Source organism: Rhizobium sp. R634 (genome assembly GCF_002211305.1).
Lineage (GTDB): Bacteria > Pseudomonadota > Alphaproteobacteria > Rhizobiales > Rhizobiaceae > Rhizobium.
Genome location: NZ_LOKW01000026.1, coordinates 328,262 through 347,592, shown reverse-complemented (window position 1 = coordinate 347,592; position 19,331 = coordinate 328,262). Strand labels below are relative to the sequence as shown.

Below are 19,331 nucleotides of genomic sequence, written 5' to 3'. Positions count from 1 at the left end.
TGTTTCTCTTAAGAAGCTCGGAGAAATTCTTAGCGCATTTTCGCGATTTTATCCAGCGGCGGTGGTGATCGGCCTTCTGGTTTCGCTCTCTACGCGGAATTGTGCTATCGCGAGCCTTGCTCCTTCCCAGATGAGATCGAAACGTGAAAAACGTCCTCTTCGTATGCAGCCAGAACAAACTTCGCAGCCCGACGGCAGAACAGGTTTTCGCAGACTGGCCCGATATCGAGGTTTCCTCTGCCGGCACGAACAATGATGCCGAAAATCCCCTGTCGAGCGAGCTGGTCGAGTGGGCCGATATCATTTTCGTGATGGAGAGAACTCACCGTACGAAAGTCCAGAACAGATATCGATCAGCTCTCAAAGGCAAACGTCTGATCTGCCTACATATTCCCGATGACTACGACTTCATGGACCCCGGGCTCGTCCGGCTGCTGAAGGCAAAGATCCCTCAGCATCTGTAAGTTCAGTTTGCCGAGATCGCTCGGCAGCCGGCTCACGCCGGCTGCGATGCCTCGACGACGGCGAGAGCCGCCATGTTGACGACGCCGCGGGAGGTGACCGACGGCGCCAGGATGTGGGCGGGCATGGCGGCGCCGAGCAGGATCGGGCCGACATGCAGGCCGTCCGTCATCGACTTGACCACGCCGAGCGTGATGTTGGCGGCGTCGAGGTTCGGGAAGACCAGCAGGTTCGCCTCGTCATGCAGCGTGGTGTGCGGCATGACGCGCTTGCGCAGGGCTTCGGTGATGGCGCTTTCGCCGTGCATTTCACCATCGACTTCGAGATCGGGGGCGGCGTCACGCACGAGCTGCAGGGCGTTGCGCATCTTCGTCGCGCTTTCGGATTCGCGCGAGCCGAAATTGGAATGCGAGACCAAGGCGGCGCGCGGGGTGATGCCGAAGCGGCGGATTTCCTCGGCGGCCATCACCGTTGCCTCGGCGATCTCCTCGGCGCTTGGATTGAAGGTGACGTAGGTGTCAGTGAAGAAGGTGGCGCCGCGCTGCGAGATCATCAGGCTGAGCGCGGAGAAATCACGCACGTTCGGACGCTTGCCGATGATCTGGCGGACGTCGCGCAGGTGCTTCTCATAGCGGCCTTCGAGGCCGCAGATCAGCGCATCGGCCTCGCCGCGCCTCAGCGCCAGCGCGCCGATGACTGTCGTGTTGGTGCGCACGATGGTGCGGGCGGCTTCGGGGATGACGCCGCGCCGGCCGACGAGCGAGAAGTAGAGATCGACATATTCGCGGAAGCGCGGATCGTCTTCCGGATTGATCACCTCGAAATCCTGCAGCGGCCGGATGCGCAGGCCGTATCGCTTCAGACGCGTTTCGATGACCTGCGGGCGGCCGATCAGGATCGGTTTGGCCAGGCCTTCCTCAAGCAGCACCTGGGCGGCGCGCAGCACGCGCTCGTCTTCGCCTTCGGAGAAGATGACGCGCTTGCGCTCGGCGGCCTTGGCGGCGGTGAAGATCGGCTTCATGACGAAGCCGGAGCGGAAGACGAAACGGTTCAACTGATCGAAATAGGCATCGAAATCCTGGATCGGGCGGCGCGCCACGCCGCTCTGTTCGGCGGCTTTGGCGACAGCAGGCGCAATGCGCAGGATGAGGCGCGGATCGAAGGGCGAGGGGATGAGATAGTCCGGGCCGAAGACCGGGGTCTCGCCGGAATAGGCGCGGGCGGCGACATCGGACGGCTCTTCGCGGGCGAGCGCCGCGATGGCGCGCACGGCCGCCATCTTCATTTCCTCGTTGATCGTCTCGGCGCCGCAATCAAGCGCGCCGCGGAAGATATAGGGGAAGCAGAGGACGTTGTTGACCTGGTTGGCGAAATCCGAGCGGCCGGTGCAGATCATCGCATCCGGGCGGGCGGCGCGGGCGAGATCCGGCATGATTTCCGGCGTCGGATTGGCGAGCGCCATGATCAGCGGCTTGTCGGCCATCTGCGCCAAAAGCTCCGGCTTCAGGACGCCGGCGGCCGAGAGGCCGAGGAAGACATCGGCGCCGCCGATATTTTCCGCCAGCGTGCGCGTATCGCTCTTCTGGGCATAGACGGACTTCCATTCGTCCATCAGCTCGGTGCGGCCTTCATAGACGAGGCCTTCGATATCGTGGACCCAGATGTTTTCGCGTTTTGCCCCGAGGGTCACCAGCAGGTTGAGGCAGGCAAGCGCGGCGGCACCCGCGCCGGAGGCGACGATCTTGACGTTCTCGATCGACTTGCCGGCGAGCTCCAGCCCGTTCAGGATTGCCGCGGCGACGATGATTGCGGTGCCGTGCTGGTCGTCGTGGAAGACCGGGATCTTCATTTTCTCGCGCAGGCGCCGCTCGACCTCGAAACATTCCGGCGCCTTGATATCCTCGAGGTTGATGCCGCCGAAGGTCGGCTCCAGCGAGGAGACGGTCGAGACCATCTGCTCGACGCTTGCGGCGTCGATCTCGATGTCGAAGACGTCGATGCCGGCGAATTTCTTGAAGAGAACGGCCTTGCCCTCCATGACCGGCTTCGAAGCCAGCGGGCCGATATTGCCGAGGCCGAGCACGGCGGTGCCATTTGAGATGACGGCGACGAGATTGGCGCGGGACGTGTAGTCGGCCGCCGTTTCAGGATTGTCGCGGATGGCAAGGCAGGGGGCGGCGACGCCCGGGGAATAGGCGAGCGCGAGGTCGCGCTGGTTGCCGAGCGGCTTGGTCGCCTGGATCTCGAGCTTGCCGGGGCGGGGATAGCGATGGAAGAAGAGCGCCTGCTCGTCGAGATCGCCGCCCGGCAGGTTCTTTTCCGTCTTGGATTTATCCTGATGATCCATTGCCGCCTCCGTGCACGTCTTTTTCTGGAGTTCCCTCCATACATCAATCGGATACGGGCGACAGTATGGAAATGGCGGATGGGCGAAGTTTTCGGCGGGGCGGATGGCAGCCGTCCGCGGTACTAATCCTTTTGGAAAACTTGTTTGAGGGCTGCAGCGAGCGCAAGATGCCGCCGCGACGGTGCGGGGCGCCGGTCGCATGGAGGAAATCATGGACAATTTGAACCTGACGACCCTGCAAAGGGGTCAGACGATGGTCAATGATGTGGCCATCGATGCATTTGCCGCCGGATTTCGCGGCAGTCTCCTGACCGGTAAAGACATGAATTATGATGAGGCGCGGTCGATCTGGAATGCGATGATCGATCGCCGTCCGGGCCTCATCGCGCGCTGCGCAGGGGCGGCCGATGTCGTGCGCGCCGTGCGCTTTGCGCGCGACAACAGCCTGCTCGTTTCGGTGCGCGGCGGCGGGCACGGCATTGCCGGCAATGCCATGTGCGAGGGCGGTATCGTCATCGATCTGTCGCCGATGAAATCCGTGCGGGTGGATACCGAGACGCGCCGCGCCAGGGTCGAGCCGGGTGCGACGCTTGGCGACGTCGACAAGGAAACGCTGGCCTTCGGGCTGGTGCTGCCGACCGGGATCAATTCCACGACCGGCATTGCCGGACTGACGCTCGGCGGCGGTTTCGGCTGGCTGACGCGGAAATTCGGGCTGACCCTCGACAATCTGATTTCGGTAGATGTGGTGACGGCCGATGGCGAGCTGGTCAAGGCGAGTGAGACGGAAAGACCGGACCTCTTCTGGGCGCTGCGCGGCGGCGGCGGCAATTTCGGAGTCGTGACCTCCTTCGAATTCCAGCTTAATCCGCTCCATTCCGAGGTTTTGGCCGGGCTTGTGGTGCATCCCTTCGCCGATGCGGAAAAGGTGCTCCGGGAATATCGGCAAGCGCTGGAAGCCGCACCCGACGAGCTGACCTGCTGGGTGGTGATGCGCCAGGCGCCGCCGCTGCCCTTCCTGCCGGCCGAATGGCACGGCAAGGAGATCGTCGTGCTCGCCATGTGCTATTGCGGAGATATCGCCGCGGGCGAAAAGACGACAGCCAGATTGCGCGGCATCGGAAAGCCGATCGCCGACGTCGTCGGCCCGGTGCCGTTCGTCGGCTGGCAGCAGGCCTTCGATCCGCTTCTGACGCCGGGCGCGCGCAATTACTGGAAGAGCCAGGATTTCGCCTCCCTCTCCGACGCGGCGATCGACATCCTTCTCAATGCGGTGCGCAAGCTGCCGGGGCCGGAATGCGAGATATTCGTCGGCCATGTCGGCGGTGCGGCCGGCCGCATCCCGACCGAGGCCACGGCATTTCCGCAGCGCAGCTCGCATTTCGTCATGAACGTGCATGCGCGCTGGCGGGAGGTCGGGATGGACGCAAGCTGCATCGGATGGGCGCGCGAACTCTTCGAGGCAACCAAGCCGCATGCGGTCGGCACCGCCTACATCAACTTCATGCCTGAGGACGAGACCGATCGGGTCGAAATGGCTTACGGCGCCAATTACGCCCGTCTTGCCGAAATCAAGCTGCGCTACGATCCGAGCAATCTGTTCCGGATGAACCAGAACGTGAAGCCGATGGCGGCCGTGCGGGCTGCCTGAGGAGAAAGATTGAGCTTGTTGACGTCTCTGCCGCGCGTTCGGTCTGGCGCGCGGCGATTTTATGTCGCCAAGCAGTGACATGTTCGTCGTATGTCATCCCCGGTAAGATCGATCAATTCCTGCAGCAGAGCTGTGTCGTCGGACGCGGCTTGGTCGTCAGGCCGCAGAACATGCGTGAGCCATGCGCCGTCGGCGGCGAGGCGCACGACTTCGAGGCGTGTTCCGGTATCGGTCGCGGCGTGTCTGGTGAGCCGGTCGCTGATCCATTTGTGCCAGAGGCTCTTGGAATAGGGATCGGCAAGGACCGTCATGGTCTGCGCCGACCACGGGCTGCTATTGAGAGCGCGGTCGGCAAAGAGCGTGCGCACATAGGCGCGGGTGAAGGTGCCGTGGCCACCCTTGTCCTTGTCCAGCTCCTCGTCGATCTCGCGGTCGAAACTTTCCATCATGCCATCGAACACCGCCTCGACGAGAGCCTGCTTGTTGGGGAAATGGTGAAACAGTCCCCCCTTGGTCACGCCGGCGGCACTGGCAACCGCCTGCAGGCTGACGGCGGCCAGACCATGCTCCAGCGCCAGTTTCGTGGCGCAATCGAGGAGAGCCTGCCGCACGACATCAGGCTGTTTCTTTCTGTTTCGAGGGCTATCTATCAAGGCATGACCCGTATTCATGAGGAGCTTGGTGGCGCGGGCGCCCCGGAGTCAGTAGCACTCCCGGGGCCGCGGTGCCATGGGCTCTTCCAGTGTGATAATGCTATCATACCGACCGGTAGGTATCTTGCAAAGCGAAAAAATATCCGTTACTTGTCGGTTCAGGAGGCCCGCCGAACGTCATTTCGGCGGGCTGTGTTTTTTTAGACTATAGTGGCCATCCAAGAAGGCTGATAAACATGCTTCTTCGAACCAAATCACTGCGTTATGCGCTGATCCTGGCGTCTTTCCTCTGCGCCGGACTGCCGACTCACGCACAGGAAGGCGGCGCGATGCCGCCGGCCGCCGTCAGCGTGCTCAAGCTCAATACCCGCCCGGTTCCCGTCGTCAGCGAGCTGCCCGGCCGCATTGCCGCGACGCGCGTTTCCGAGGTGCGGGCCAGGGTTTCCGGCATTCTGCAGGAGCGGGTCTTCGAGCAGGGCAGCCTCGTTCACCAGGGCGACGTGCTTTATCGGATCGATCCGGCGCTGTTTCGCGTGCGGGTCGCAAGCGCGGAAGCCAGCCTTGAACGCGCCAGGGCGACACAGCTGAACGCCCGCCAGCAGTTGGAGCGTCAGAAATCGCTGCGCGATCGCGATGTGGCGAGCGGCGTCGAATATGATGCGGCCGCCGTCGCGCTGGCGCAGGCGGATGCCGATGTCGCGCTGGCGCAGGCGGCGCTCGAAGAGGCGAAGATCAATCTGGGCTATACGGAAGTCCGTGCGCCTATCACGGGCATCATCGGCGGCGCGCTGGTGACGGAAGGCGCGCTGGTGACGGCCGATGCCGGCGATGCGCTGGCGCTGATCCAGCAGATCGACCCCGTCTATGCCGATTTTACGCAGTCCTCCGGCGAACTGCTGGCGCTAAAACGGGCCGTCGAGAGCGGCGCCCTTGCGTCGACGGAACCAGACAAGGCCGATATCAAGCTCGTCTTCGACGATGGCACGGTCTACGGCCAGGCCGGAAAACTGCTCTTCAGCAGCGCGAGCGTCGATACGACCACGGGCCAGGTCACCCTTCGCGGCGAATTCCCCAATCCCAAGGGCGACCTGCTGCCGGGGCTTTACATCAGGGTGCGCATCGAGCAGGCGATCCGCGAGAATGCGATCGTCATCCCGCAGCGAGCCGTCGTTCGCACCGCCGAAGGCAAGGCGCAGGTCTATGTGGTCGAAGAGGGCGATGTCGTTCAGCCGCGCGATGTCGAACTCGGCCAGTCCTCCGGCAATGAATGGGTTGTCGAGAGCGGCCTGTCGGCTGGCGAACGCCTGGTCGTCGATGGCGTCCAGAAGCTGCAGCCGGGCGCGAAGGTCGCGCCCGAAGAACAGCGCGAAGGCCAGGTGGCGTCCGGCGACGCCAGGAAGCCGGAGTAAGATCGATGGCACGCTTCTTTATCGATCGCCCGATCCTTGCCTGGGTCTTTGCGATCTTCATCTCCATTGCCGGCCTGATCGCGCTTCCGTTCCTGCCGGTCGCCCAATATCCGAAAGTCGCGCCGCCGCAGCTCAGCATCAGCACGAGCTACCCCGGCGCATCGCCGCAGGACATCTATCAGGGTGTCACCCGCCAGATCGAGGAGGAGCTGAACGGCGTCGAAGGGCTTTCCTATTTCGAATCGACCTCGGATACCTCAGGCGCGATGACAATCACCGCGACCTTTGCGGCCGGCACCGATATCGACCAGGCTTCCGTCGACGTCCAGAATGCCATACGCCGCGTCGAGCCGCGGCTGCCGCAGACGGTCAAGGACCAGGGGATCACGGTCGAGGAGGCGTCATCCGGCTTCCTGATGTTTATCTCGCTGACCTCGACGGACGGAAAGACCGACGAGGTGGCGCTCGGCGACTATCTCAACAGGAACGTCATCGGGGAACTGCGCCGTCTCAACGGCGTCGGCCGCGCGCAGCTCTTCGCATCGCAGCGGGCGATGCGCATCTGGATCGATCCCGACAAGATGGTCGGCCTCAACCTGACTGCCTCGGATATCAGCGCGGCGATCACGGCGCAGAACGCGCAGGTCGCGGCCGGCCAGATCGGCGCAGCACCCAATCCGATCTCCCAGGATCTGACGGCAACGGTGCTGGTCAAGGGGCAGCTGACGGATACCAAGGAATTCGGCAATATCGTGCTGCGCGCCAATGCCGATGGTTCGATCGTCCGGCTGCGCGATGTCGCGCGCATCGAGGAGGGCAGCGAGAGCTACAGCTTCTCCACCCGGCTGAACGGACAGCCGAGTGCTGCCATCGCCATCCAGCTGTCGTCGACGGGCAATGCCGTCAATACGTCCAATCTGGTCAGGGCGAAGATGGAAGAGCTGTCACGCTTCTTCCCCTCCGGCGTTGAATATGCCGTTCCCTACGATACTAGCCCGTTCGTCTCCGCATCCATCGAGAAGGTGGCGCATACGCTTGCCGAAGCCGTGGCGCTCGTCTTCATCGTCATGCTGATCTTCCTGCAGAGCCTCCGTTACACGGTCATTCCGACGCTCGTCGTGCCCGTCGCGCTGCTCGGGACGCTCGCGGTGATGTTTGCCGCCGGCTTCTCGATCAACGTGCTGACGATGTTTGCGATGGTGCTCGCCATCGGCATTCTCGTCGATGACGCCATCGTCGTCGTCGAGAACGTCGAGCGCCTGATGGCTGTGGAAGGGCTGTCGCCCAAGGAGGCGACCAAGAAGGCGATGCGGCAGATCACAGGCGCGATCCTCGGGATCACGCTGGTGCTCTCCTGCGTCTTCGTGCCGATGGCCTTCTTCCCGGGCTCTACCGGCATCATCTACCGTCAGTTCAGCCTGACCATGGTTGTGTCGATCCTGTTTTCGGCCTTTCTGGCGCTGTCGCTGACGCCGGCGCTTTGCGCGACGTTCCTGAAGCCGATCAAGGGCCATCATGAGAAGAAAGGCATTGCCGGCTGGTTCAACCGCAATTTCGACCGGCTGACCGGCCGCTATGCCCGCACCGTCGGCGGACTGGCCAAGCGCTCCTGGCGCATGATGGCCGTCTATGTCGCGCTGGTCGTCGGTCTCGGCTATCTCTTCGTCAACCTGCCGAGCAGCTTCGTGCCGGATGAGGACCAGGGCTTCCTGATCGTCGACGTGCAAGGCCCGCCGGAGGCGAGCCGGAACCGGACGGTGGCATCGCTGGAGAGCATCGAAGCGATCTTCCGGAAAGAGCCGGCCGTCGACAACATTGTCGCGATCCAGGGCTTCAGCTTTTCGGGGCAGGGACCGAACGCGGCGCTCGTCTTCGTGACGCTCAAGGACTGGGCCGAGCGCGGCGAGGGCAATTCGGTTCAGGAGATCTCCAATCGCGTCAACATGCAGTTGTTTGCGCTGAAAGATGCGACGTCCTTTGCCCTGTCGCCGCCGCCGATCGAAGGTTTCGGCACGACCAACGGCTTCACCTTCCGTCTTCAGGATCGCGGCGCGAAGGGGCAGGCGGCGCTGACCGAGGCGGCGGGAATGCTGCTCGGCAAGGCGTCGCAGAATCCGGTGATCGCGGGTGTCCGGCCGGAGGGCATGCCGGATTCGGCGCAATTGGTGCTCGTCATCGACCGTGAAAAGGCAAACACCTTCGGCGTAGCCTTCGCCGACATCAACAGCACGATCACCGCTAATCTCGGCTCGAGCTATGTCAACGACTTCCCGAATTCGGGCCGCATGCAGCGCGTCATCGTCCAGGCGCAGGACAAGAGCAGGCTTCAAGCCGAAGACCTGATGAAGCTCAACGTGCGCAATGCGAGCGGCGGCATGGTGCCGTTGTCATCGTTTGCCATCGCCGAATGGCGCAAGGGACCGGCGCAGATCGTCGGCTACAACGGCTACCCCGCCGTTCGCCTCTCGGGCGCACCGGCGCCGGGCTATTCGTCGGGCGCGGCGATCGCCGAAATGGAGCGGCTGGCTTCGGAACTTCCCGAGGGCTTCGGCTTCGAATGGACGGGGCAATCGCTGGAGGAAATCAGGTCGGGCACCCAGGCACCGATCCTTTTCGGCCTCAGCATCCTCTTCGTCTTCCTGCTGCTGTCCGGCCTTTACGAGAGCTGGTCGATCCCGCTGTCGGTGATGCTGGTCGTGCCGCTCGGCGTGCTCGGCTGCGTGCTCGCGGTGATGAGCCGCGACATGTCCAACGACATCTACTTCAAGGTCGGCCTGATCGCGATCATCGGCCTTTCGGCCAAAAACGCGATCCTGATCGTGGAATTTGCCAAGGACGGCTTTGCCGAGGGCAAATCGCTGATGGATGCCGCGATCGAAGGCGCTCGTCTCCGCTTCCGGCCGATCATCATGACCTCGCTCGCCTTCACGCTTGGCGTCGTGCCCCTGGCAATCGCCACCGGGCCTAGCGCTTCAAGCCAGAATGCGATCGGCACGGGCGTGCTCGGCGGCATGATCTCGGCGACGGTGCTGGCGATCTTCTTCGTTCCCGTCTTTTTCGTCTTCGTGCTGCGTCTGCTGAGGACGAAGCGGCCGGCGGCGGTGACCGAACAGGCCGCGGCAAGCGAGGAGCCGGCGACCGTGACGTTGGCGACATGACGTAAAGCGCCGGCGGATTGCCTTGGGCTATCGGCCGGTTTTCGGCGTGAGCGTGACGTCGGCGCCATGGGCGTCCCGCAGCTGACTTTCCTGTCCCGGCTGGCGGTCGGCGGCCTGGTGCAGCAGGATGGTGTCGTAGCCTTGGCGGCGCGTGCCCTCGATCAGCGTGATGTCGGCATTTCCGGGATTATCGGAGCGCTCGAACCAATCGACGGAGTGATGGAGGAAATTCATTTCGACGGCGCGGTTGGTGACGCCGTGGCCGACGATCGCAACATTATGGTCGCCGCTTTCGGCCTCGTGCATGACGGTCTGGAGGAACAGGCGCACCCGCTGCGCCACATCCGCGCGGCTTTCGCCATCCGGCGGGCGCGCGTAAAACTTGCCGCTGTTGTTGCGCAGCCTTGCCCATTTTTCGAATTCCTCGGGGAATTTCTGCCTTTGCTCGGCGTGATCGTAGATTTCCGTGAAGAGGCCGAAATCCTGCTCACGCAGCAGATAATCCTCCCTGACATCGCCGACGAAACTCTCCGGCAGCGCTTGAAGCAGCGCATCCTTGCTCTGCCGGGTCCTCAGAAACGGTGAATACCAGATGTGCAGCTTCTGGAATCCCTGGCTCGGCAATCCCGTGAGATAGGAGGCGATGACGGCGCCTGCTTCCGCCGCCTGGCGATAGCCCCATTGGGTCAGCGGCACGTTGTGATCGCCGAATTGGCGATAAGCGCGCTCGTCGATATTGCCGAGGGATTCGCCGTGGCGAACGAGAAAGAGACGCATCAGCCATCCCGCATTGTCCGATAGGAATCGGCGCCATCATGAACGCGCTCCATTCCCAGGGCAACATGCCATGCAGGATGCCGCCCGGCGCGCAAGCAACAGGTTTGCAGGGCTTTTCCCCAGTCTGTCATCTTCCTGAAACACGAGTCTGGTTTTGGAAGGCTAGATGAAAGATGGGGCACGAGCACTGTTCGTGACAGACATGATGGAACCCAGGCATTTCCGCACACTCTTCATTTCCGATGTGCACCTCGGCTCGAAGGCCGCGAAGGCTGATTTCCTCCTGGATTTTCTGCGCTACCATGAAGCCGATACGATCGTGCTCGTCGGCGACATCGTCGACGGCTGGCGCCTGAAGCGCAGCTGGTATTGGCCACAGGTTTGCAACGACGTCGTCCAGAAGCTGCTGCGCAAGGCACGCAAGGGCACGCGCGTCGTCTACATCCCCGGCAATCACGACGAATTCCTGCGCGACTTCCCGGGCATGCATTTCGGCGGCATCGAAGTCGTCGAGCGCATGATGCATGACGGCGCCGACGGCAAGAAATACCTGATCCTGCACGGCGACGAATTCGACGTCGTCGTCCGCAACGCCCGGCTGCTCGCCTATCTCGGCGACTGGGCTTACGATACGGCCATCCGCATCAACATTCTGCTCGCGGCCGTCCGCCGCCGCCTCGGCATGCCTTACTGGTCGTTTTCCGCATGGGCCAAGCTGCAGGTCAAGCATGCGGTCAATTTCATCGGTGAATTCGAGCGTGTCGTGACCGAAGAAGCCCGCAAGAGCGGCGCCGACGGCGTGATCTGCGGCCATATCCACCACGCGGTGATCCAGGACATGGACGGGATCCGCTACATCAATACCGGCGACTGGGTGGAAAGCTGCACGGCGGTCGCCGAACATGAGGACGGCACCTTCGAGCTGATCACCTGGCGGGCGCTTGCGAGCACCGTGCCGGCGCTTGTTGCCGTCGAGCGCTCCGAAGACGCGGAGCTCGCCCCGCAGGCAGCCTGATTTCGGCGTCGCCGCTTGCCGCGGCGGCTCTGCAGCAATTTAGCCGTTACCGCGAGGTGACAGGCCCTATTTATTTTCTAAAACGTTTCCGGACGGCTATTTCTCGCAATAGTCGCCTCCAGGGTGCTGTGTTAGGACAAGGATCAGTTTCCTTCAGGTCCACCCATGATTCCCGCTCAACATCTCCCGGGTGAGGGAGCGCCGCCGCGCTTCCGGCTGCTCAGCGCGCTTTCCTATTGCGCGCCGCTGCTCGTCAATGGCGTTGTCCTGCCGTTCTTCCCGGTATGGCTCGAAACCCACAGTTTCAGCGATCATGAGATCGGCATCATCCTTGCCATACCGATGGTGGTCCGCGTGCTGGTGGCGCCTGTGGTCGCCATGATCGCCGACCGCCTGAAGGAGCGCGCCGACGTGCTCCTCTGGTCCGGCTCTCTGTCGCTGCTGACGGCGATCGCACTGTACTGGACGACCAGCTTCTGGCCGGTGACGATCGTCTTCGCGCTTCAGGGCGCCACCTTCGCGCCCTATGTGCCCGTGGTGGAATCGATCGTCATCTCGGGTGTGCGCCGTTGGGGGCTCGATTATGGGTCGATGCGGGTGTGGGGTTCGGTCGCCTTCATCGTCTCGACGCTGGTCGGCGGCCAGCTGATCGGCCGCTGGGGCGGCGGGATGGTGCTCGTCGTCATGGTGTTCGGTTTCACCATGACCGTCGTGATGGCGATCTTCTGTCCGCGTATCGGGCCGACGCGGCGGCGCGGCCAGCCGATCGACCTACCGGCCGCCACCGGCAGCGGGCTGCGCGAGCCGCATTTGCTGCTGCTCCTGATCGGTGTCGCCATCCAGCAGTCGAGCCATGCGGTGCTCAACGCCTTTTCCTCGATCTACTGGCATCAACTTGGCTTTTCCGGCACTGAGGTCGGCCTGCTCTGGAGTGCCGGCGTGGCGTCCGAAGTGACGGTATTCTTCCTGTCGAAGCGTCTCAACCGGCGCTTCAATGCCTGGACGCTGATCCGCTTCGGTTGCGCCGTCAGCGTCTGCCGCTGGATCCTGTTTCCGATGAATGCCGGCTTTGCCGGCTTCTTCCTGCTGCAATGTTTCCACGGCTTCACCTATGCCTTCGTGCATACGGGCGTGCAGCGGCGGATCGTGGCGACGGTGCAGGAGACGCAGGAATCATCGGCGCAGGGCGCCTATTTCTTCTATGTCGGCATGGCGATGGGGCTAATGACCATCGCGTCGGGCTATCTCTACGCCTGGCTCGGGCTCGTCAGCTATTACGTCATGGCGCTCGTCGCGCTTTCCGGCCTCGGGCTGGTGATCTACGCCTATTACCTTCAGCCCCAGAGGGCGTTTTCCGGCGGGAAGACCAGAGAAGCGGCATAATGCAGGCCGGGCTCGCGGTCTCGGGCGAGCAGCAGCGGACCGTCGAGATCGACAAAATCGGCATTCTGGGCGAGCAGCACCGCCGGCGCCATGGCAAGCGAAGTGCCGACCATGCAGCCGATCATAATGGAAAAGCCGAGCCGCTCGGCTTCCGCCTTCATCGCCAAGGCTTCCGTCAGGCCGCCCGTTTTGTCGAGCTTGATGTTGATCGCATCGTAGCGGTCGGCAAGGCTTGCGAGATCGCCGGTGTGATGAACGCTCTCGTCGGCGCAGACGAGGAGTGGGCGGCGGATCTCGGCAAGCAGCGCATCCTGGCCGGCCGGCAAGGGTTGCTCGACGAGGGCCACACCTGCTTCCGCGGCGATATGAAGGTGACGTTCCAGCACCGCTTCGGGCCAGCCCTCGTTGGCGTCGAGAATGATTGCGGCATCAGGTGCTGCCGCACAGACGGCGCGGATGCGGCTTTCATCGTCGCCGGTTCCGACCTTGACCTTGAGCAGAGCGCGGCCGGCATGTTCGCGCGCCTGGGCGGCCATCACCTCCGGCTCGCCGAGCGAGATGGTGTAGGCGGTGGTGAGCGGCTTGAGCGCGGTGAGGCCGAGCCGGGCAGCGACAGCTTGGCCCGTGCGTTTGGATTCGAGATCCCAGAGCGCGCAATCGACGGCGTTGCGCGCCGCGCCCGGCGGCATAGCCGACAAGAGATCGGTACGCGAGATGCCGGCTTCAACAAGCGGGCGCGCGGCCTCGATCTGGGCGAAGACGCTCTGCATGGTCTCGCCGTAGCGGCGGTAGGGCACGCATTCGCCGTGCCCCTGCGCGCCTTCTTCGGTGAGCGTGCAGGTGATGACCTCGGCCTCGGTCTTTGCGCCGCGCGAGATGGCAAAAGTTCCGGCAATCGGGAAGGAATTCATCTGGATATCGAGTGTGCGCGGCATTATTGCTGTCCTGCGAGCATGGAAATTGGACGTTGCTTCTGTATATTGACGCGCCGGGTCACGAACGATCCGCTTCGCGATTCGGCAATGTCGCCATAAGCCTTGAAAGACATAAGTATCTTGAACGCCGAGAATCGCAACGCCGCCTCGCTTGACGTGGACGACCATGCCGATGGTTCCGGGCAGCATGTGCGTCTCAGCGGCAATTGGCGCAGCGCCTATGTGCATTTCGTTCTGCGCGATTTCGAAAAGCTTCGGCGAGCAAAGACCGGCGATCTGACACTCGACCTCTCGAATGTTTCCGACATCGATACCGCCGGCATCTGGCTGCTCTGCCGGCTGAAGAAGGAAGAGGAAGCGGCCGGGCGCACGGTGCGCTTCGTCGGCACCAATCCGCATATCGACGAAATGCTGGAGATGTTTTCCGAGGAGCCGGCCAAGGCGGAGCCGGAGCAGAAGGAAAAGGTCTCGCTCGCCGCACGCATCCTGGCGCCGATCGGCAAGATGACCTACGACGTCTGGGACAATCTCGCCGCCTCCATGTATATCCTCGGCTCGGCGGTGCGCGGCGCGCAGATGAAACTCGGCCGCGGCAGCGGCGTTTCGCCGGCTTCGATCGTCAACCAGATTGACCATATGGGCGTGCGCGCGGTTCCGATCATCCTGCTGATGTCGTTTCTGATCGGCGCGATCATCGCCCAGCAGGGCGCTTTCCAGCTGCGCTATTTCGGCGCTGAGGTTTTCGTCGTCGATCTCGTCGGCATCCTGCAATTGCGCGAAATCGGCGTGCTCCTGACCTCGATCATGATCGCCGGCCGCTCCGGTAGCGCGATCACCGCTGAAATCGGCTCGATGAAGATGCGCGAAGAGATCGACGCGCTGAAGGTCATGGGGCTGAACCCGATCGGCGTGCTGATCTTTCCAAGGCTGGTGGCGCTGACCATCGCGCTGCCGCTTCTGACGGTATTGGCGAACTTTGCCTCGCTCGCCGGGGCTGCCGTCGTCGCCTGGGGCTATTCCGGAATCACTTTCGCCAACTTCCTGGCGCGCCTGCACGAGGCGGTGACGCTGTCGACCGTGCTCTCAGGCATGATCAAGGCGCCCTTCATGGCGCTCGTTATCGGCATCGTTGCGGCCGTCGAAGGGCTGAAAGTCGGCGGCAGCGCCGAATCGCTCGGCCAGCACGTGACGGCCTCGGTGGTGAAGGCGATTTTCGTCGTCATCCTGATGGACGGGCTTTTTGCGATGTTCTATGCAGCGATCAACTTCTAGCATGGCGGGTGGCGTGGACGAGCAACCGATCGAAGGCCAGGGACGGGGCAGGGATGTCGTGCTTTCGGCGCGCGACGTCACGGTCGCGTTCGGCTCGAAGGTCGTGCTCGACAATCTGAACCTCGATATCTATCGCGGCGAGATCCTCGGATTCGTCGGTGCGTCCGGCACCGGCAAATCGGTGCTGATGCGCACGGTGCTGCGGCTGCTGCCGCGCCGCTCCGGCACAATCAAGATCCTCGGGCAGGACTTCGACGAACTCGACGAACCGCAGCGCAATGCGCTCGACATGCGGCTCGGCGTGCTGTTTCAGCAGGGGGCGCTGTTCTCGTCGCTGACGGTGAAAGAGAATATCCAGGTGCCTATGCGCGAATATCTCGACCTACCGCGCTCGCTGATGGACGAACTGGCGCATCTGAAGATCCGCATGGTTGGGCTTGCGGCCGATGCCGCCGACAAATATCCGTCCGAACTATCCGGCGGCATGATCAAGCGCGCAGCACTCGCCCGCGCGCTGGCGCTCGATCCGGAACTGGTGTTCCTCGACGAGCCGACCTCCGGTCTCGATCCGATCGGCGCGGCCGAGTTCGACGACCTGATCGCCAACCTGCGCGATAGCCTGGGACTGACTGTCTATATGGTCACACATGACCTCGATAGTTTGTTTTCGGTCTGCGACCGTATTGCCGTGCTCGGAAAGAAGCGGGTAATGGTGGAAGGCACGATCGACGATATGCTGGCCTATGACGATCCGTGGGTGCAGGCCTATTTCAAGGGTAAACGGGCGCGATCGATCGTGCCGCAGGACAGTGGCGCGCGGCACAGCGGCGGCGGGAAGTGACCGGATAGATGGAAACCAAAGCCAACTACACAATTGTCGGTTTTTTCACGGTGCTGGTGATCGCGGCGGCGTTCGGCTTCGTCTACTGGATGGCCGAATATGGCCGCGGCGGTCCGATGACGGAACTGATCGTGCGTATTCCGGGCTCGGCCAACGGCCTCAGCGTCGGCTCGCCGGTGCGCTTCAACGGTATTCAGGTGGGCTCGGTGCAGACACTGTCGATCGATGCCGACGATCCGCAATATTCGCTGGCCTTCACGCAGGTGCGCACGGATGCGCCGATCTATCCCTCCACCAAGGCCGCCCTTGAAATCCAGGGCCTGACGGGCGCTGCCTATATCGAGCTGTCCGGCGGGCGCAAGGGCGAGGAAAGCATCCTCCAGCATGCGATCGATACCGGCAAACGCGCCGTCATCATCGCGGACCAGTCGAGCGTCACCAATCTTCTGGCGACTGCCGACAAGATCCTCGATCGCGCCAACGATGCGGTCGGCGAGCTGCAGGGTTTCATCGAGGATTCGCGCGGACCGCTGACCGAGACCTTCAAGAATGCCGAGACCTTCTCGGAGGCGCTAGCCAAGAATTCCGGCAATATCGACGCCTTCCTGCAGAGCGTCGGTGAGCTTTCCAACACGGTGAAGGCGGTTTCGGGCCGTGTCGATTCGACGCTTCAGGCTGTGGAATCGCTGGTCAAGGCGGTCGATGCGCAGAAGATCGACAACATCGTCTCCAATGCCGAGAAGATCACCGCCAATGTCGCGGATGCTTCCGGCGACCTCAAGGGGGCGATCCAGAAGTTCGACGAGACGGCCACGACCTTCAACAATTTCGGCAAGCAGGCGCAGGCGACGCTCGACCGCGTCGATACGCTCGTCGCCCAGATCGATCCGGCGAAGGTGAAGGGCTCGGTCGACGACATCTCGCAGGCGACCAAGGACGCCCGCGCCGCCGTCGCTTCGATCCGCGACGTCGCCAATACGGTGTCGGCGCGCCAGAAGGATATCGACCAGACGATCCAGGACGTGTCGCAGCTTGCCAACAAGCTGAACTCGGCCTCGACCCGCATCGACGGCATTCTCATCAAGGTCGATGCGCTGCTTGGCACCGACAATACGCAATCGCTGTTCACCGAGGCGCGCGCGACGCTCGAATCCTTCAAGAAGGTCGCCGACAACCTGAATGCGCGCATCGGGCCGATCGCCGACAATCTGCAGAAGTTCTCGAGCGGCGGCCTGCGCGACGTGCAGACGCTCGTCAACGACATGCGCGGCACCGTGAACAATCTGAACGATACGATCACCAACTTCGACCGCAATCCGCAACGCCTGATCTTCGGTGGGGACACGGTCAAGCAATATGACGGCCGGACGCGGCGTTAACAGGGAAGTCAGGGGTAGCTTATGGTCGCATCGCATCTGTTGTCGCGCCGTTCATGGATCAGGGGAACGGTGATCGCGCTGCCGCTCACGGCGCTGATCCTTTCCGGTTGCGGCACGTCGGCCAAGAACGACACCTATGATCTTTCCGCTTCCGTCAGCGGCGACGGCCCGGCGGCCAAATCTCGCCAGATCCTGATCGCCGGCCCGACGGCGCTGAGGGCGCTCGACAGCGAACAGATCGTCATCCGCGTGTCGCCTTCGGAAATCCAGTATCTGTCGCGGGCGCAGTGGGGCGACAAGCTGCCGCGCATGGTGCAATCGAAGCTGCTCGAAGCTTTCGAGAACTCCGGCAAGCTTGGCGGCGTCGGCATACCAGGGCAGGGACTGGCGATCGACTACCAGGTCGTCACCGATATCCGCGCCTTCGAGATCGACGCTTCGAACGGCAACCAGGCGGTGGTCGAAATATCAGCCAAGCTCCTCAACGACCGCAACGGCTCGGTGCGCGCCCAGAAGGTGTTCCGTGCCACGTCGCCGGCCGGCGGCGACAATGACGGTTTCGTCAAGGGCCTCGACCGCGCCTTCTCCGCGGTTGCCTCCGAAATCGTCACCTGGACGCTGCGTTCAATCTGAAATGGCTTTTTCGCTATCGCTGCTTCGACATCGAGGGTTGTGAAGCCTGAAAAATTTGAGGCCGATGAAGTCCAGGGCCGCCATCGTATTCAATTTCTTCACGAATTTGTGGAACCCATCATGTTAACGCTGTCAGGAGGCATGCTGCATGGTGGTCGCACGCGTATTCGGAAAGTCGTCGTCGGAGGCTATTCAGCGCGAAAACGAGCGGCTGGCTGCGCTGCAGCAGCTCGATCTCCTCGACACGCCGCGGGACGAAGGATTCGAGCGCATCGTGCGCTTGATAAAGCAGATCTTCGCCATCGACATCGGCATCGTCTCTCTGATCGACGGGCATCGGCAATGGTATAAGGCCTGTTCCGGCTTGGCAGCCGACGAGGTGGCGCTCGATGATACGTTCTGCCGCTGCGTGGTTGACTGTGACGAACCGGTCATCGTGCAGGATGCGACCAAGGATTCACGCTTTGCGCGGCATCCTTCGGTGACGGGCGCGGACCATATCCGCTTCTATGCCGGCGTTCCCTTGCGGACGAAGGCCGGGCACATGATCGGAACGGTATGCGCCATCGACCGCAGGCCACGATCCTTCGGCAATAGAGACCTTGCCATTCTCGAAGAACTGGCGGGAGCGGCGATGGACCGCATCGAACTCATGCAGTCGGCCGCCACCGACAGCCTGACAGAGGCGATGACGCGGCGCGCCTTCAAGCAGGAGGCCGATCAGTTGATTTCGCTTGCGCTGCGGCATCAGCATGACCTCTCATGCATCGTCTTCGATATCGACCACTTCAAGAAGGTCAACGATACGCATGGACATGCCGCGGGAGACGCGGTTCTCAAGGCGGTTGCGTCGATCTGCAAGGCCACCCTCCGCGTCGGTGATCTCTTCGGCCGCATCGGAGGCGAGGAATTCGCCGTCGTCCTGCCGCATGTCGACCGGGAGGGTGCGGTTGCGGTCGCCGAAAAGCTCAGAGCCGCCATCGCCTCCCAGCCGGTTTTCGGCGATCACGGCTCCCTGAACGTGACGGCCAGCCTTGGAACGTCGGCGCTTTCCATCGTCAGCAAGGACATAGAGACGCTGCTCGCTCAGGCGGATGCCGCGATGTATCAGGCCAAACGCGACGGGCGGAACCAGTGCGTGTCGTGGAGCTCCATCCACGCCGATCATGCCATCGGCGCCCGGCGGCGGGTGCTGAAGGCGGGTTCGATATTGTTCAACGACCGGCGCTCGACCATCGACTGCACCGTCAAGTCCATCGGCTCGGAGAGCGCGGGGATCTCAGTCTCCAATACGACCGGGATTCCCTCGGAATTCATTCTCGCCATCAAGGGAGAAGGATTCGAAACGAATTGCCGGGTGATCGCACAGGACCGGCAGCACCTGGAAGTGGCTTTCCGATAGCTAAGCCAGCAGCA

At 62.7% G+C, this 19,331-nt stretch carries 15 protein-coding genes; 11 read left to right on the top strand and 4 right to left on the bottom strand.

Features of this window, described 5'->3' with window-relative positions; genetic code table 11:
- Positions 1-143 precede the first annotated feature (143 nt).
- A complete protein-coding gene (locus ATY77_RS27000; protein WP_088689578.1) occupies positions 144-464 on the top strand; it encodes a low molecular weight protein tyrosine phosphatase family protein in 321 nt (106 codons plus the stop codon).
- 32 nt (positions 465-496) lie between these two features.
- Here the strand turns inward: ATY77_RS27000 and ATY77_RS26995 are convergent, their stop codons facing one another.
- Positions 497-2,809 carry an NADP-dependent malic enzyme gene (locus ATY77_RS26995; protein ID WP_088676165.1) on the bottom strand — a complete coding sequence of 771 codons (2,313 nt, stop codon included), beginning with the start codon at positions 2,807-2,809 and terminating at the stop codon, positions 497-499.
- A gap of 211 nt (positions 2,810-3,020) precedes the next feature.
- On the opposite strand from ATY77_RS26995, the gene ATY77_RS26990 reads away from it, so the two are divergent.
- Entirely contained in the window at positions 3,021-4,460 is a 1,440-nt protein-coding gene (locus tag ATY77_RS26990) for an FAD-binding oxidoreductase (RefSeq protein WP_088689577.1), read from the top strand.
- Between the two features lie 59 nt (positions 4,461-4,519).
- Here the strand turns inward: ATY77_RS26990 and ATY77_RS26985 are convergent, their stop codons facing one another.
- Entirely contained in the window at positions 4,520-5,113 is a 594-nt protein-coding gene (locus ATY77_RS26985) for a TetR/AcrR family transcriptional regulator (protein WP_088689673.1), read from the bottom strand.
- A 236-nt stretch (positions 5,114-5,349) separates the two neighbouring features.
- Here ATY77_RS26985 and ATY77_RS26980 point away from each other — a divergent pair, with 236 nt between their 5' ends.
- Both ATY77_RS26980 and ATY77_RS26975 read left to right on the top strand, forming a co-directional pair.
- Complete coding sequence (locus ATY77_RS26980) at positions 5,350-6,522, top strand: efflux RND transporter periplasmic adaptor subunit (RefSeq protein ID WP_088689576.1); 1,173 nt, start codon at positions 5,350-5,352, stop codon at positions 6,520-6,522.
- Between the two features lie 5 nt (positions 6,523-6,527).
- Entirely contained in the window at positions 6,528-9,680 is a 3,153-nt protein-coding gene (locus ATY77_RS26975) for an efflux RND transporter permease subunit (protein WP_088689575.1), read from the top strand.
- Between the two features lie 27 nt (positions 9,681-9,707).
- On the opposite strand, the gene ATY77_RS26970 is transcribed toward ATY77_RS26975, so the two are convergent.
- Positions 9,708-10,457 (bottom strand): phosphoglycerate mutase family protein, encoded by a 750-nt coding sequence (locus ATY77_RS26970; RefSeq protein WP_088689574.1) that lies wholly within the window; start codon positions 10,455-10,457, stop codon positions 9,708-9,710.
- 202 nt (positions 10,458-10,659) lie between these two features.
- Here ATY77_RS26970 and ATY77_RS26965 point away from each other — a divergent pair, with 202 nt between their 5' ends.
- Positions 10,660-11,472 (top strand): UDP-2,3-diacylglucosamine diphosphatase, encoded by an 813-nt coding sequence (locus ATY77_RS26965; RefSeq protein ID WP_088674199.1) that lies wholly within the window; start codon positions 10,660-10,662, stop codon positions 11,470-11,472.
- Positions 11,473-11,637: 165 nt separating this feature from the next.
- A complete protein-coding gene (locus ATY77_RS26960) occupies positions 11,638-12,855 on the top strand; it encodes an MFS transporter (protein ID WP_088689573.1) in 1,218 nt (405 codons plus the stop codon).
- On the opposite strand, the gene dgcA is transcribed toward ATY77_RS26960, so the two are convergent.
- Complete coding sequence (gene dgcA, locus ATY77_RS26955) at positions 12,807-13,790, bottom strand: N-acetyl-D-Glu racemase DgcA (RefSeq protein ID WP_088689572.1); 984 nt, start codon at positions 13,788-13,790, stop codon at positions 12,807-12,809. The genes ATY77_RS26960 and dgcA overlap by 49 nt on opposite strands.
- 102 nt (positions 13,791-13,892) lie before the next feature.
- Here dgcA and ATY77_RS26950 point away from each other — a divergent pair, with 102 nt between their 5' ends.
- The 5 genes from ATY77_RS26950 to ATY77_RS26930 all read left to right on the top strand — a co-directional run bounded on the left by ATY77_RS26950 (position 13,893) and on the right by ATY77_RS26930 (position 19,317).
- Positions 13,893-15,062, top strand: a complete 1,170-nt coding sequence (locus ATY77_RS26950; RefSeq protein ID WP_190233619.1) for an MlaE family lipid ABC transporter permease subunit — start codon at positions 13,893-13,895, stop codon at positions 15,060-15,062.
- A gap of 1 nt (position 15,063) precedes the next feature.
- A complete protein-coding gene (locus ATY77_RS26945) occupies positions 15,064-15,903 on the top strand; it encodes an ABC transporter ATP-binding protein (protein WP_088689571.1) in 840 nt (279 codons plus the stop codon).
- Positions 15,904-15,911: 8 nt separating this feature from the next.
- A complete protein-coding gene (locus ATY77_RS26940; protein ID WP_088689570.1) occupies positions 15,912-17,282 on the top strand; it encodes an MlaD family protein in 1,371 nt (456 codons plus the stop codon).
- Between the two features lie 21 nt (positions 17,283-17,303).
- Positions 17,304-17,915, top strand: coding sequence for an ABC-type transport auxiliary lipoprotein family protein (locus ATY77_RS26935; protein ID WP_088689569.1), 612 nt, complete (start codon positions 17,304-17,306; stop codon positions 17,913-17,915).
- A gap of 148 nt (positions 17,916-18,063) precedes the next feature.
- Complete coding sequence (locus ATY77_RS26930; RefSeq protein WP_088689568.1) at positions 18,064-19,317, top strand: sensor domain-containing diguanylate cyclase; 1,254 nt, start codon at positions 18,064-18,066, stop codon at positions 19,315-19,317.
- The last annotated feature ends 14 nt before the right edge of the window (positions 19,318-19,331 follow it).